Source organism: Pseudomonas sp. Xaverov 259, from assembly GCF_019352915.1.
Taxonomy (GTDB): domain Bacteria; phylum Pseudomonadota; class Gammaproteobacteria; order Pseudomonadales; family Pseudomonadaceae; genus Aquipseudomonas.
The window spans coordinates 1-14,989 of the sequence record NZ_JAAAFV010000001.1; the positions used below are offsets into that span (position 1 = coordinate 1).

A 14,989-nucleotide genomic window follows, 5' to 3' on the forward strand; every position below is an offset into this window, starting at 1 on the left:
GTCCTGCCGGGTTACCCACGGATTCAAGCCTGCGTTCGGCCATCGTGGTTGACGGGGCGTCTGAGATCAAAATCAAGATCAAGATCTACAGCACGGCGGCCTGAAAGCCGACCTGAGTGGTTGAAGCAAGAGCCAGATCAAGTGCGAAGCAAAAGCCTATCTACCTGATGCAACTCGGTCTAAATGTGGGAGCGGGCTTGCTCGCGAATGCGGTGGGTCAGTCAATTTATCTGTCACTGATACACCGCATTCGCGAGCAAGCCCGCTCCCACAGTTGACCGCATGCAGCTTTGAAAATGATGTCGGCTGCGGATTTGCATGCACTGAATATCTGCTTTTCTGTGGGAGCTGGCTTGCCTGCGATGCAGGCACCTCGGTACATCAGACACACCGAGTTGATGCCATCGCAGCGGTGCGACGATTCGACAAGCCAGCTCCCACATTAGACCTAGTATGGCTTTGCTGTTGCTGTTGCTGTTGCTGTTGCTGTTGCTGTTGCTCCGGCCCTTACATCCTTTTCGATGACGAAGTCAGCGGTCTTTTGATCTGCGCTTTTGATCTTGATCTGAAATCGCCCCGTCAAACACGATGGCCGGAATCTGACAGTGATTTGGGGGGTAAACCGGCAGGGATGCCGGTTTAGCCGCCCCGCGCCATGGATGGCGCGTGGCGGCGGCCCCCCAAATCACTGTCGGATTGCGGGCATGCCGAGCCACAGCGAGGCACCGAGTGTTGGGGCGAGGACTTTTTGGTTACCTTTTTGGTCCTTCAAAAAGTGACCCGCCGTCAGGGCGGAACCCTAAGCCGCCGTTACCGCAGCAACGGATATGCCCCCCGACCACCCAGCCCCACCGCTATCGCGGGCAACCCAGCTCCCACAGTTGTTTGTGTTTCAAGCCCACCTGTCGCCAAATTACCAAGCAAGCTAATAATTCCATTTGACATTTGCTGCCTAAGCAGTAACATCTTGTCATACATTCACTGCCTAGGCAGTAATAAGGTGACTTTCGATGACCCACTACACCCCTGACAGCTTTCGCAACTGCCACCTCGGCCTGTTGCTGGGCCGGGCGGCGCTGCTCAAGGACCGCATTATCGACACCCATATGGAACCCCACGGCGTCACCGCCGCGCAGTTCAAGGTGTTGATCATCATTGCCCAGTTCGACGTCGACACCCCGGCGGAGCTGTGCCGCAACCTGTCCCTGGACAGCGGCTCCATGACCCGCATGCTCGACCGTCTGGAGCAAAAGGGCCTGCTGGCGCGCAAGCGTTCCGAACAGGACCGGCGGCAAGTGCAGTTGGTGCTCACCGAAGACGGCCAGCGCCTGGCCGACATGTTGCCGCACATCGGCGCGCAGTCGATGAATGAACTGGCCGGTGCCCTGGAGCCTGGTGAGTTGGAAACCCTGGAAAGAATCCTCAAGAAAATTCTGGTAGCTGCCGGTGACGCCATCGTCATCCAGCGGGTAGGTAATCAATGAAAACGCGTGCACTCAGCCTGGTGCTGGTGGCGATGAGCATGGCCGGTTGTGCCAACTTCAGCGGCCTCGACACCCAGGGCCAACGTCTCGACGCCAACACCTTGCAAACCGGCAAATCCTTGAGCGGCGTGACCCTTTCCACGGCCGCCTGGCCGACCGCCGACTGGTGGAAAAGCCTCGGCGACCCACAGCTCGACGGCCTGATCCATGAAGCCCTGCAAAATAGCCCCGATATGCAAGTGGCCAGCGCGCGTGCGCACCAGGCTGAAGCTGCCGCCTATGCCGCCGACGCCGAACGCATGCCCACCCTGGATGCCAGTGCCGGCGTGAGCCGTTCGCGCCTGGCCAAGGACCAGGACCCGCGCGGGCAGGGCGATGCCTATGCCACCGTGCGCAACATCGGCGCCAGCTTCAACTACAACTTCGACCTCTGGGGTGGCCAGCGCGCCGCCTGGGAAGCCGCGTTGGGCCAGGCGCGTGCCGCCGAAGTCGACCAGCAAGCTGCTCGCTTGACCCTGGCGGCCAACGTGGCCAAGGCTTACAGCGACTTGGGCCAGGCGCATATCGTGCGTGACCTGGCCAACGATGACCTCAAGCGCACCCGCCAGATGCTCGACCTGAGCAAACGTCGCCTCAGCTCCGGTATCGACAGTGAGTACCAGTACCAGCAGACCGAAAGCCTGGAAGCCAGCTCCCAGTCGCAACTGATCGATGCCGAAAAACAGCTGCAAAGCGCCAAGATCGCCCTGGCCGTATTGCTCGGCAAAGGCCCGGACCGTGGCGGCGAGCTGAGCCGCCCGAATGTGCTGAAACCCAGCGCCGTCGCCGTGCCTTCGGTCTTGCCGGCCGAACTGCTGGGCCGTCGCCCGGACCTGATCGCCGCACGCTGGCGTGTCGAGGCCGCGAGCAAGAACGTGGCCGCGAGCAAAACCCGCTTCTACCCCAACCTCAACCTCAGCGCGAGCGCCGGGGCCGAGTCGTTGCTCGGTGACGCGATGTTTGGCTCGGCCAGCCGCTTCTTCAGCATTGCGCCGACCATCTCGTTGCCGATCTTCGACGGTGGCCGCTTGCGTGCCGACCTCGATGCTCGCGACGCCGATTACGACCTGGCCGTGGCCCAGTACAACAAAACCCTGGTGCAAGCCTTGGGCGATATCGGCAACACCCTGATGCAACTGCGCGAAACCGGGCGGCAGATCCAGGCGCAGCAACACGCTGCGGACATCGCCCAGCAGTCTTACGACACCGGCGTGCAGCGTTACAGCTCCGGCATCGGTAACTACCTGGATGTGCTCAGCATCGAGCAGCAATTGCTGCAGGCCCAGCGCCAGCTGGCGACCCTGAATGCCGCGCAGATCGATCTGTCGATTCAATTGATGCAAGCCCTGGGTGGCGGATTCAACGCCGATAACGTGGCCGCGACCACGACCAGCCCCGCCACCCGTACGGAATAATTTGAGGTATTTGTCATGGCCACTGCCGAAAACAGCAACGCAACTGAAAAACCCGATAACAACCCGCGCAAACGCAAAGTCATGCTGATCGGCCTGGCGCTGATCGTCATTCTTGGCGTAGTCGGCGTGTGGGGCTGGTATGAGTTCTACGGGCGCTTCAATGAAAGCACCGACGACGCCTATGTGAACGGCAACGTGGTAGAAATTACCCCGCTGGTCACCGGCACTGTGGTCAGCATCGGCGCCGACGACGGCGACCTGGTCCATGAGGGCCAGGTGCTGATCAACTTCGACCCGAATGACGCCGCCGTCGGCCTGCAAAGTGCCCAGGCCAACCTGGCGCGCACCGTGCGCCAGGTACGCGGTCTGTACAGCAATGTCGACGGCATGAAAGCCCAGGTCAACGCACAGAAAGCTGACGTGCAAACCGCCCAGGATAACTTCAACCGGCGTAAGACCCTGGCCCAGGGCGGTGCGATCTCCCAGGAAGAGCTGTCCCATGCGCGTGACAGCCTGACCGCCGCCAAAAACGCCCTGACCAACCTTGAGCAGCAACTGAAAACCACTAATGCCTTGGTGGATGACACGGTGATTTCGTCCCATCCAGACGTGCAAGCCGCCGCCGCGCAACTGCGTCAGGCCTACCTGACCAACGCGCGCAGCACCTTGATCGCACCGGTCACCGGCTATGTGGCTAAGCGCACCGTGCAGCTGGGCCAGCGCGTGCAGCCCGGCACCGCGTTGATGGCGGTGATCCCGCTGGACCAGTTGTGGATCGACGCCAACTTCAAGGAAACCCAGCTGCGCGATATGCGCATTGGCCAGCCGGTGGACATCGAAGCGGACATCTATGGCAGTGACGTGAAATTCAGCGGCACCGTCGACAGCCTCGGCGCCGGCACCGGCAGTGCCTTTGCCCTGCTGCCTGCGCAGAACGCCACCGGTAACTGGATCAAGATCGTGCAACGCGTACCGGTGCGCATCCATATTAACGCTGATGAGCTGGCCAAGAACCCGCTGCGGGTAGGCTTGAGCACTGTGGTCAACGTCAACCTGCACGACCAGAGCGGCCCGGTGCTGGCGCAACAGGCACCGCAAAAGGCCTCGTTCACCACCAACGTGTATGACCGCCAACTGGCCGAAGCCGATGCCATGATCACGCAGCTGATCCATGACAACAGCCTCGCCGCACCCAAGGCTGTGCAACGCTGATGAGCGCTAACGCCCCCGCGTCCTTTACGCCGCCCAGCTTGCTGATGGCCACGATTGGCCTGTCGCTGGCGACTTTTATGCAGGTGCTCGACACCACCATCGCCAACGTGGCGTTGCCGACCATTTCCGGCAACCTGGGCGTGAGTTCGGAGCAGGGCACCTGGGTGATCACCTCGTTTGCGGTGAGCAACGCGATTGCCTTGCCGCTCACCGGCTGGCTGAGCCGCCGGTTTGGCGAGGTGAAGCTGTTTTTGTGGGCGACCATTCTGTTTGTGCTGGCGTCGTTCCTCTGTGGTATTTCCACCTCGATGCCCGAGTTGATTGGCTTTCGGGTGCTGCAAGGCCTGGTTGCCGGGCCGTTGTACCCGATGACGCAGACGTTGCTGATCGCGGTTTACCCACCGGCCAGGCGCGGCATGGCCCTGGCGTTGCTGGCGATGGTCACGGTGGTGGCGCCGATTGCCGGGCCCATCCTCGGCGGCTGGATTACCGACAGCTACAGCTGGCCGTGGATCTTCTTTATCAACGTGCCCATCGGCATTTTTGCGGTGATGGTGGTGCGTTCGCAACTGAAGAAACGCCCGGTGGTCACCAGTCACCAGCCGATGGATTACGTCGGCTTGCTGAGCTTGATCGTCGGTGTCGGCGCGTTGCAGATCATCCTCGACAAGGGCAATGACTTGGACTGGTTTGAGTCCAACTTCATCATCATCGGTGCGGCGATTTCTGTGGTTGCTTTGGCGGTGTTCATCATCTGGGAACTGACCGACAAGCACCCGGTGGTCAACCTGCGGCTGTTTGCCTATCGCAACTTCCGCATCGGCACCATCGTGTTGATTTTGGGTTACGCGGGCTTCTTCGGGATCAACCTGATCCTGCCACAATGGCTGCAAACCCAGATGGGCTACACCGCCACCTGGGCCGGTCTGGCGGTCGCGCCGATCGGTATTTTGCCGGTGCTGATGTCGCCGTTTGTGGGCAAGTACGCGAACAAGTTCGACCTGCGTTTGCTGGCGGGCCTGGCGTTCCTGGCGATTGGCTTGAGCTGCTTTATGCGTGCAGGCTTTACTAATGAGGTGGATTTCACCCACATCGCTTTGGTGCAGTTGTTCATGGGGATCGGCGTGGCGTTGTTCTTCATGCCGACCTTGAGCATCCTGATGTCCGACTTGCCGCCGGCGCAAATCGCCGACGGCGCGGGTCTTGCGACCTTCCTGCGGACCTTGGGCGGCAGCTTTGCGGCGTCGCTGACCACCTGGATCTGGATTCGCCGCGCTGACCAGCACCACGCGTACATGAGCGAGAACATGACCACCTACGACTCGGCCACCCGTGATGCCTTGCAGGCGCTCGGCGGGGCAGGGCACAAGGCCTATGCGCAGCTGGACCAGATCCTCACCAGCCAGGCGTACATGATGTCCACCGTGGATTACTTCACGTTGCTGGGGTGGATGTTCATGGGCTTGATGTTGCTGGTGTGGTTGGCCAAGCCGCCGTTTGGCGCGAAGGCCGGGCCGGAGGCTTCGGGGCACTGATCTGAAGTTGTACGCGGTCAAAAATGTGGGAGCGGGCTTGCTCGCGAAAGCGGTGGTTCAGTCGATACCTGAGTTGACTGACACGCCGCCTTCGCGAGCAAGCCCGCTCCCACATTTGGATCTCGGTTCACATTGGAGCGGGGGTGTTTGAAAGTTATGCGCCGGGCAACGCCAGCTGCGGGTTTACAAAGTCAAACGCCGCCAGCGCAAACCCTTGCTCATCCACCTGCAACGCCCAACCCTGCTTGTCCCAATCGCCCAGCACAATGCGCTTGGCCGCCTGGTCACCAATCTGCAACTTATGAATGGCGGGGCGGTGCGTATGGCCGTGGACCAGGGTGCGCACGCCGAACTGCTGCATCACCCGTGGGACTTCCTCGGGCGTCACATCCACAATGTCGTTGGCCTTCATGCGCGTTTGCGCACGGCTCTCGCTGCGCAGCTTGCGCGCCAGCTTGTGGCGGGTGCGCAAGGGCAGATGCCGCAGAATGAACAAAACAATCGGGTTGCGCAGAATGCGCCGCAGCTTCATGTAGCCGACGTCGCGGGTGCAAAGGCTGTCGCCGTGCATCAACAGCACGGGCTCGCCGTAAAACTGCACGACACTCGGGTCCTTGAGCAAGGTAGCGCCTGCTGCTTTGCAGAACGCCTTGCCGATCAGGAAATCACGGTTGCCATGCATGATAAAAATCGGGGTGCCGCTGTCGCTCAGCTCGCGCAATGCTGCGCAAATCGAACGTTGGAAGGGTGTCATCCCATCGTCGCCAAGCCAGGCTTCAAAAAAGTCCCCCAGAATGTACAACGCCTGGGCGCCACGGGCGCGGCCGTGGAGCAGATCCAGAAACGCCCGGGTGATGTCCGGGCGCTCCTCTTCCAGATGCAAATCTGAAATCAGTAATATCACCCAACGATCTCGGCTTTCTCGACGATTACGTCTTCTACCGGAACGTCCTGGTGACCGGCTTTACCGGTGGTCTGCACGCCTTTGATCTTGTCAACGACGTCCTGGCCTTCGGTGACTTTGCCGAATACCGCGTAGCCCCAACCCTGCACGTTCTTGCCGCTGTGGTTGAGGAAGGCGTTGTCGGCCACGTTGATGAAGAACTGCGCGGAGGCCGAATGCGGCTCCATGGTACGGGCCATAGCGACGGTGTACTTGTCGTTGGAGAGGCCGTTGTCCGCTTCGTTCTGGATGCTTGGGCGCTTGTCCTTCTTTTCTTTCATGCCCGGCTCGAAACCGCCGCCCTGGACCATGAAGTTACCGATGACACGGTGGAAAACAGTGTTTTCGTAGTGGCCGGCGTTCACGTACTCGATGAAGTTGGCGACGGTGATCGGCGCTTTCTCGGCGTTCAGCTCGATGACGATGTCACCGTGGTTGGTGGTCAGTTTGACTTGAGTCATGTTCACTACTCTTTTCAGGGAATTCGTGGGTTTGGACGCCAAGGCGCCGCTACCGGTTTGGCTAAATGTGTGCCAAGGCGGGCAGTTTAGCGTGCCCGGCAGGAATTTCGAGGTGGTTTTTTACCGCCGGTGCATTAAATGCAGCAGTTTTCGGTGCTGCTCTGTCAGGTACTTGACAGCATCGGCTATGATATCGCCTTTGTTTTATCTGGCCCCAACCGGCCACGAACCTGTCTGTTCAAGGATCCTATGAGCAAGCCCACTGTCGACCCTACCTCGAATTCCAAGGCCGGACCTGCCGTCCCGGTCAATTTCCTGCGCCCGATCATCCAGGCGGACCTGGATTCGGGCAAGCACACGCAGATCGTCACCCGCTTCCCGCCAGAGCCCAACGGCTACCTGCACATCGGTCACGCCAAGTCGATCTGTGTGAACTTCGGCCTGGCCCAGGAGTTCGGTGGCGTCACGCACCTGCGTTTCGACGATACCAACCCGGCCAAGGAAGACCAGGAATACATCGACGCGATCGAAAGCGACATCAAGTGGCTGGGCTTCGAATGGTCCGGTGAAGTGCGCTATGCGTCCAAGTATTTCGACCAGTTGTTCGACTGGGCCGTCGAGCTGATCAAGGCCGGCAAGGCCTACGTCGACGACCTGACCCCCGAGCAGGCCAAGGAATACCGTGGCAGCCTGACCGAGCCGGGCAAGAACAGCCCGTTCCGCGACCGTTCGGTTGAAGAGAACCTCGACTGGTTCAACCGCATGCGCGCTGGTGAATTCCCGGACGGCGCCCGTGTGCTGCGTGCCAAGATCGACATGGCCTCGCCGAACATGAACCTGCGCGACCCGATCATGTACCGCATCCGCCACGCCCATCACCACCAGACCGGTGACAAGTGGTGCATCTACCCGAACTACGACTTTACCCACGGTCAGTCGGACGCCATCGAAGGCATCACCCACTCCATCTGCACCCTGGAGTTCGAGAGCCATCGCCCGCTGTATGAATGGTTCCTCGACAGCCTGCCAGTACCGGCGCACCCGCGTCAGTACGAATTCAGCCGCCTGAACCTGAACTACACCATCACCAGCAAGCGCAAGCTCAAGCAACTGGTGGACGAAAAGCACGTGCACGGCTGGGATGACCCGCGCATGTCCACCCTGTCGGGCTTCCGCCGCCGTGGCTACACCCCGGCATCGATCCGCAGCTTCTGCGACATGGTCGGCACCAACCGCTCCGACGGTGTGGTCGATTACGGCATGCTCGAGTTCAGCATCCGTCAGGATCTGGACGCCAACGCGCCGCGCGCCATGTGCGTATTGCGCCCGTTGAAAGTCGTGATCACCAACTACCCGGAAGACAAGGTCGATAACCTCGAACTGCCACGTCACCCGCAAAAAGAAGAACTCGGCGTGCGCAAGCTGCCGTTCGCGCGTGAAATCTACATTGACCGTGATGATTTCATGGAAGAGCCGCCAAAAGGCTACAAGCGCCTGGAGCCGAACGGCGAAGTGCGCCTGCGCGGCAGCTACGTGATCCGTGCCGACGAAGCGATCAAGGACGCCGATGGCAACATCGTCGAACTGCGTTGCTCCTACGACCCGGAAACCCTGGGCAAGAACCCTGAAGGCCGCAAGGTCAAGGGCGTGGTCCACTGGGTGCCGGCCGCCGCCAGCATCGAGTGCGAAGTGCGCCTGTACGATCGTCTGTTCCGTTCGCCGAACCCTGAGAAGGCTGAAGACAGCGCCAGCTTCCTCGACAACATCAACCCTGACTCCCTGCAAGTTCTCACGGGTTGTCGTGCCGAGCCATCGCTTGGCGACGCACAGCCGGAAGACCGTTTCCAGTTCGAGCGCGAAGGTTACTTCTGCGCGGATATCAAGGACTCGAAACCTGGTGCGCCGGTATTCAACCGTACCGTGACCTTGCGTGATTCGTGGGGCCAGTGATTCTGTCTTAAGGGAAATGTCGTGCTAACGATCTACAACACACTCAGCAAGACCAAAGAAGTCTTCAAGCCGCTGGATGGCAACAAGGTGCGCATGTACGTGTGCGGCATGACCGTGTACGACTACTGCCACATCGGCCACGGCCGCAGCATGGTTGCCTTCGACCTGGTGACCCGCTGGTTGCGTTTCAGCGGCTATGACTTGACCTATGTGCGCAACATCACCGACATCGAAGACAAGATCATCAACCGGGCGCGCGAGAACGGCGAGCCGTTCGATGTGCTGACCGAGCGCATGATCACCGCGATGCACGAGGATGAGGCGCGCCTGAACATCCTCAAGCCGGACATGGAACCGCGTGCCACGGACCACATTCCGGGCATGCTGAGCATGATCCAGACCCTGATCGACAAGGGTTACGCCTACGCCCCAGGCAATGGCGACGTGTACTACCGCGTCGCCAAGTTCATGGGCTATGGCAAGCTGTCGCGCAAGAAAATCGAAGACCTGCGCATCGGCGCACGTATCGAAGTCGACGAAGCCAAGCAAGACCCGCTGGATTTTGTGCTGTGGAAAGGCACCAAGCCCGGCGAGCCGAGCTGGGAGTCGCCGTGGGGCGCCGGGCGTCCGGGCTGGCACATCGAATGCTCGGTGATGTCCACCTGCTGCCTGGGCGAGACCTTCGACATTCATGGCGGCGGCAGCGACCTTGAGTTCCCGCACCACGAAAACGAAATCGCCCAAAGCGAAGCCGCCACCGGCAAAACCTACGCCAACGCCTGGATGCATTGCGGCATGATCCGCATCAATGGCGAGAAGATGTCCAAGTCCTTGAACAACTTCTTCACCATCCGCGACGTGCTGGAAAAGTATCACCCGGAAGTGGTGCGTTACCTGCTGGTGTCGAGCCACTACCGCAGCGCCATCAACTACTCGGAAGACAACCTCAAGGACGCCAAAGGCGCCCTGGAGCGTTTCTACCACGCGTTGAAAGGCCTGCCAGCCGTGGCGCCGGCCGGCGGCGAAGCCTTCGTGGCGCGCTTTACCGAAGTGATGAACGACGACTTCGGCACGCCGGAAGCCTGCGCGGTGCTGTTCGAGATGGTGCGCGAGATCAACCGCCTGCGTGAGAGCGATCTCGATGCAGCGGCTGGTCTTGCTGCGCGCCTGAAAGAGCTGGCCAGCGTGCTCGGCGTGCTGCAAATGGAAGCCGATGACTTCCTGCAAGCCGGCGCCGAAGGGCGTGTGGACGCGGCTGAAGTTGATGCGTTGATTCAAGCGCGTCTGGCTGCCCGTGCTGGTAAAGACTGGGCGGAGTCCGACCGTATCCGTGACCAACTCACCGCGATGGGTGTGGTGTTGGAAGACGGCAAGGGCGGGACGACGTGGCGGTTGGCTGATCAGGCTTGATTAGTAAACGCTGAATGAAAAACGCCCCGACTGGTTCGGGGCGTTTTTTTGCGGGGGTGTTATTTCAGCGGCCTACTCAATCCAAATGTGGGAGCGGGCTTGCTCGCGAATGCGGTGGATCAGTTAAAGATGTATTGACTGGCACGCCGTCTTCGCGAGCAAGCCCGCTCCCACATTCTACCGTGCTCGCTCTGCATACCCGCTGTTGTTGGATTTTTCCCTGCATTGGGCTAGGAACGAGCCAGCGTCTGCTCCAATTGCCGGAAAAAAGTGGGTGATGGCGGGGCAGTAAGCCTACTTAAAATATGGAACTTTCGGCGTCCGACTAACCAATGAGAGGTTGCAGCCTTATGGGCTTTTCAATCCATTAGTCGGGAGAGTCGTAGATGTGGAATCCAGGGGTAACAGGGCCAGTGGGTGGGAGCGGCCTTTATGCTCAGAACGGCATGCGACCGAATTCAGTATCTACCGCGTCTGCGGCTGATGTTGCTGCGGTGAGACAACAGGTTGATGAGTGGCTTAGAGCGGCGCCAGGGTCCAAGGCCCAAACGGCCTCGAGTTTGATTGACCGGTTGAGGGTGATCCGGGAAAGGACGGGTGACGGCACCTTCAAGAACAATCTCAACAAGTTGATCCAGACCCTCGGCCACTACGTAGAGGCCAAGGCTGCTGTTGGTCAGTCTATGCAGCAACAGTTTCCAGATGCGGGTGATTCCTCGTTGCCCAACACAAGGCGTTCCCTGCGTTATCCCCAGTCTGCCAACAGAGCTGGGCTTCGCAATCAGCAGCGCGTGAACAACCAGACACCCATTCAGAGTAGGGAATCTTATGACTATTACACCTCTAAGAGTCATCCGGGAAGAAAGCCCAGCGCAGGCAGTGGACCCGGTAATATCTGGAGTGGTTTCAGCCAAGGGAAGGACGGGAACTGCATCACGGTTGCGGCCATAAAAGCGGCGATGATGAGGTTTGGTCAGAAACCCACCGATATTTTCAACCAAGTGAAACTAACGGGTGATGGCTATGACGTGGTGATGCGCGATGGCTTCAGGCTCCACCTGTCCAAGAGCGAATTAGCAACGGCAGCCCAAAGATCGGATTTTAAAGGCACTGATTCGGCGATGCTGGCCGATGCTTGCTTTTTGTATGCCGCGAGTGCCAAACGAGCACAATGGGAAAACAACGATGGTTACGCCAGCAGGAGTTTTGACGCCGCGCTTTACAGCATTAATGATGGTGATAGCGATCGTAGAGATGGGTTGCGGCGTCTGGGCTTGTCCGCTCACATCCGAGTCACAGATGTTAGGACCTTGGGGCGTGGGCAGCTGGGTGTTGTCACACATGGCGTTCCAATCAATGGTTTGATGACAGGTCACTCCATGGCAGTGATTAATGGCAGGGAGGAAAAGTGGGGGGCGCAAGGCGGCCATCCGCCCACTCATATCTATGCTAATGCATTGGCTTTGGTCTGATAGGTGATTGGGCCGGATCAATACTCCTGCCGAAAACTGCCGAGCGTGGGCACTTGAATCTCAATGCTCGGCGGTGACCTGATACCGACTCTGAACAAAGCCGTTTTCGCCGTCTGGCCGCGCAATAAATCCGTCGACGCTGGCCGCGATAAAGACCGAGCATTTGATTTCCATGGGGAGCGACTCTCCTTTCTTATAGGCCTTTGATTGCGGGCTGTAACGCTAATATTAATTTAATCCACGGGTGTAATAAGCGAGTATTGCCAAATGTTACCCTGGGCTCTCTGGCAGCCGCCGGTGCCCCTCTATAGTGCGAGGCTGTATGCGAAGTTGGTTGAGCGGCTACCGTTACGTCATCCTTTTCTGGCTGTGCTTCGGCGTGTTCCGTACCTCGCTGGCCGACTGGAACCCGATCCCCTCCGGGTCGATGCGCCCCACGTTGCTTGAGGGCGATGTGGTACTGGTCAACCGCGTGGCGTATGACCTCAAGTTGCCGCTTACGGATATTTCCCTGGCCAAGCTGGATGACCCTAAACGCGGCGATGTGGTGACTTTCTCGTCACCCAAGGACGGCATGCGTTTAATCAAACGCATCGTCGGCATTCCCGGCGATACCCTGGAAATGAAAGATGAGGTGCTGTGGGTTAACGGCACACCCGCCACCTACAGTGATGGCCAGGACATCAGCGAGCCGCTAGTGCCAGGCCAAAGCGTGCCGGGTATCAAGCTGACCGAGCTTGCGAGCAACAGTAAACGCAGCATTCAGTTCATGCCCACGGTTCGGGCACTGCGAAATTTCGGCCCGGTCACTGTGCCGGCCGACAGTTATTTCATGCTCGGAGACAACCGCGATAACAGCGATGATTCGCGCTACATCGGCTTTGTGCCACGCCGCTTGCTGATCGGGCACGCGCATCATGTGCTGGCCTCAGCTGAGATACTCGATCATTGGATGCCGCGCTTGAACCGGTTCGGGGCGCAGATCCTGTAATTACGCGCTGGTGCCCAGTGCGCGAATTGCGAACCCCGCAATGTTAGCCAATTGCTCGACGGTAGCGCCGCCCTTGCCGGCGATCTTCATGCCGCTGAGGGTGGCCATCAGGAAATCGCAGGCGCCCGGCAGATCGATGCCCGGCGCAAGCTCGCCCTGTTGCTGTGCACGCCCCAAGGTTTGTTCGAATGCACGGCGCAAACGCTCGGCGCTGTTGGCAGTAAGCTGATTGATTTGCTCATCCTCCTGGCCGAATTCGCAGATCGCATTGACGCCCATGCACCCAGCAGTGCCTTCGCGAAGGGCGCGGGTGGCGAAGGAGTTCAGGGTGTCGTGCAGGCTTTGCAGCGGTGTCGGGCCTTGGCCCAGGCGCTCGATCAGGTCGTCGACGCCCGTGCGCTGATACTCGGCCATGGCCTGCAGGTACAACTGGCGTTTGTCGCCAAAGGTGTTATACATGCTCTGGCGGCTGAGCCCCATGGCCTGCATCAGTTCCTCGGTTGAGGCGGCGGCAAAACCCTTGTCGCAGAACACGCGGATGGCGTGTTGCAGCACCTGGTCGCGGTCGAAGGCTCGGGGTCTTGCCATGGGGTACCTCTGTAAAGTGAAGGGTCAGGCCAGGTAGCCACCGTCGATGCTCAGGCTGGCGCCGGTCACAAAGGCAGCTTCTTCGGACGCGAGGTAGGCGACCATGCCGGCGATTTCGTCAGTGGTGCCCACGCGGCCCAAGGGCACCAGGCTTTTGATCAAGTCGGCATGCGGCGCATCGGCCGGGTTCATGTCCGTGCTGGTCGGGCCGGGCTGGACGTTGTTGACGGTAATGCCGCGCGGGGCAAAATCAATCGCCAGGCCGCGGATCATACCGGCGATCGCCGCCTTCGTCATGCTGTAGACGCTGGAGCCCGGGAAGGCCGAGCGCTGCGCTACCACACTGCCTACGCTGATGATCCTGTCGCCACTGCGCATCACGGCTGACGCGGATTTCGCGGCGGCGAACGTCGCGCGTACATTCACGGCGAACATGCGGTCGAAGTCTTCCATGCTGAACTCATCGACGCTGCCGAGCTGCAAGATCCCGGCATTGTTGACCAGGATATTCAGCGCGCCGAAATGCGCAACGGTGGTCGTCACGGCCCGGGCAATCGCCGCCACATCGGCGCTGTCCGCCTGAATAGCCAGAGCTGTGCCGCCTTGGCTCTGGATCTGGCCGACCAGGGCTTGCGCCTTGTCAGAAGACGCGGCGTAGGTGAAGGCCACTGCTGCGCCTTCAGCCGCCAGGCGCCGCACGATGGCTTCGCCGATGCCACGGGAACCGCCGGTAACCAGGGCGATTTTGTTGGTGAAGCGTGCGAGATGAGCGGTCATGGGTGTGCCTGTTTTTAGTGGATTAAAAAATCCATTAAACCGTATCAACTGCTCACGGCGCTGCCAAGTCATTTATGGATTATTTAATCTTTAACTGCGCTGCGACATTTTTGCCTTACCTTTGCAGGCTTGGCTCGCACACTGAAACTGACGGTGATTTGAATGGATTGTATTTTTTGCAGCGTTGTCCGCAAGACGTCCCCGGCCCATATCCTGTGGGAAGACGAACAGCATATGGCGTTCCTGTCGATCTTCCCCAACACGCCAGGTTTCAGCGTAGTGATCCCCAAGCAGCATTACGGCAGCTACGCGTTCGCGCAGACGGATGCGGTGTTGTCCGCGCTGATTGTGGCGACCAAGAAGACCGCACTGCTGATTGATCGGGCGTTTCCCGACGTGGCGCGCACCGGGATGATGCTGGAAGGCTATGGCGTCGACCATCTGCACGCGAAGCTGTTTCCCATGCATGGCACAGGGCAGGACAGTGCGTTCAAGCCCATCAGCTCCAGAGTGGACAAGTTCTTTGAGGCTTATGAGGGTTACATCTCATCCCACGATTTTGTGCGGGCTGATGATGAGGAGTTGGCGAAATTGGCGGCGCACATCCGCTTGTTTACCTGACGCAAAACCCAAATGTGGGAGCTGGCTTGCCTGCGATAGCGGCCTATCAGTCACAGTAACATTGACTGATACACCGCTATCGCAGGCAAGC

At 59.5% G+C, this 14,989-nt stretch carries 13 protein-coding genes; 9 read left to right on the forward strand and 4 right to left on the reverse strand.

Translation table 11 applies throughout. The annotated features are described in order from the left end of the window. Nucleotides 1-1,010 precede the first annotated feature (1,010 nt). Genes K0H48_RS00005 through K0H48_RS00020 form a run of 4 tightly spaced genes read left to right on the forward strand, consistent with a single transcriptional unit; the run spans nucleotide 1,011 to nucleotide 5,685 of the window. The gene (locus K0H48_RS00005; protein ID WP_058421761.1) at nucleotides 1,011-1,484 is read left to right on the forward strand and encodes a MarR family winged helix-turn-helix transcriptional regulator; all 474 of its coding nucleotides are present in this window, start codon (nucleotides 1,011-1,013) and stop codon (nucleotides 1,482-1,484) included. Continuing rightward, complete coding sequence (locus K0H48_RS00010; RefSeq protein ID WP_219265488.1) at nucleotides 1,481-2,938, forward strand: efflux transporter outer membrane subunit; 1,458 nt, start codon at nucleotides 1,481-1,483, stop codon at nucleotides 2,936-2,938. The genes K0H48_RS00005 and K0H48_RS00010 overlap by 4 nt, the downstream gene beginning before the upstream one ends. A 15-nt stretch (nucleotides 2,939-2,953) precedes the next feature. Beyond that, a complete protein-coding gene (locus K0H48_RS00015) occupies nucleotides 2,954-4,150 on the forward strand; it encodes an efflux RND transporter periplasmic adaptor subunit (protein WP_219265492.1) in 1,197 nt (398 codons plus the stop codon). Next, the gene (locus K0H48_RS00020; RefSeq protein ID WP_065931059.1) at nucleotides 4,150-5,685 is read left to right on the forward strand and encodes a DHA2 family efflux MFS transporter permease subunit; all 1,536 of its coding nucleotides are present in this window, start codon (nucleotides 4,150-4,152) and stop codon (nucleotides 5,683-5,685) included. Before K0H48_RS00015 ends, K0H48_RS00020 begins: the two co-directional genes overlap by 1 nt. Before the next feature lie 154 nt (nucleotides 5,686-5,839). On the opposite strand, the gene lpxH is transcribed toward K0H48_RS00020, so the two are convergent. After that, nucleotides 5,840-6,589 carry a UDP-2,3-diacylglucosamine diphosphatase gene (gene lpxH / locus K0H48_RS00025; protein WP_056858495.1) on the reverse strand — a complete coding sequence of 250 codons (750 nt, stop codon included), beginning with the start codon at nucleotides 6,587-6,589 and terminating at the stop codon, nucleotides 5,840-5,842. Beyond that, nucleotides 6,586-7,089: a peptidylprolyl isomerase gene (locus K0H48_RS00030; RefSeq protein ID WP_016977438.1), complete on the reverse strand. Its 504-nt coding sequence runs from the start codon at nucleotides 7,087-7,089 to the stop codon at nucleotides 6,586-6,588. The genes lpxH and K0H48_RS00030 overlap by 4 nt, the downstream gene beginning before the upstream one ends. A 249-nt stretch (nucleotides 7,090-7,338) precedes the next feature. Between K0H48_RS00030 and K0H48_RS00035 the strand changes: the two genes are divergently transcribed. The 4 genes from K0H48_RS00035 to lepB all read left to right on the forward strand — a co-directional run bounded on the left by K0H48_RS00035 (nucleotide 7,339) and on the right by lepB (nucleotide 12,912). After that, a complete protein-coding gene (locus K0H48_RS00035) occupies nucleotides 7,339-9,039 on the forward strand; it encodes a glutamine--tRNA ligase/YqeY domain fusion protein (RefSeq protein WP_219265495.1) in 1,701 nt (566 codons plus the stop codon). A 21-nt stretch (nucleotides 9,040-9,060) separates the two neighbouring features. Further along, nucleotides 9,061-10,449 (forward strand): cysteine--tRNA ligase, encoded by a 1,389-nt coding sequence (cysS, locus tag K0H48_RS00040; RefSeq protein WP_017134693.1) that lies wholly within the window; start codon nucleotides 9,061-9,063, stop codon nucleotides 10,447-10,449. 560 nt (nucleotides 10,450-11,009) lie between these two features. Continuing rightward, entirely contained in the window at nucleotides 11,010-11,921 is a 912-nt protein-coding gene (locus K0H48_RS00045; protein WP_257626789.1) for a hypothetical protein, read from the forward strand. Nucleotides 11,922-12,243: 322 nt separating this feature from the next. Further along, nucleotides 12,244-12,912: a signal peptidase I gene (gene lepB / locus K0H48_RS00055; protein ID WP_219265501.1), complete on the forward strand. Its 669-nt coding sequence runs from the start codon at nucleotides 12,244-12,246 to the stop codon at nucleotides 12,910-12,912. Here the strand turns inward: lepB and K0H48_RS00060 are convergent, their stop codons facing one another. Continuing rightward, nucleotides 12,913-13,500, reverse strand: a complete 588-nt coding sequence (locus tag K0H48_RS00060) for a TetR/AcrR family transcriptional regulator (protein ID WP_219265504.1) — start codon at nucleotides 13,498-13,500, stop codon at nucleotides 12,913-12,915. A gap of 24 nt (nucleotides 13,501-13,524) precedes the next feature. Continuing rightward, nucleotides 13,525-14,277 (reverse strand): 3-oxoacyl-ACP reductase family protein, encoded by a 753-nt coding sequence (locus K0H48_RS00065; RefSeq protein WP_219265507.1) that lies wholly within the window; start codon nucleotides 14,275-14,277, stop codon nucleotides 13,525-13,527. A 162-nt stretch (nucleotides 14,278-14,439) separates the two neighbouring features. Here K0H48_RS00065 and K0H48_RS00070 point away from each other — a divergent pair, with 162 nt between their 5' ends. Next, complete coding sequence (locus K0H48_RS00070; protein ID WP_219265509.1) at nucleotides 14,440-14,898, forward strand: HIT family protein; 459 nt, start codon at nucleotides 14,440-14,442, stop codon at nucleotides 14,896-14,898. The last annotated feature ends 91 nt before the right edge of the window (nucleotides 14,899-14,989 follow it).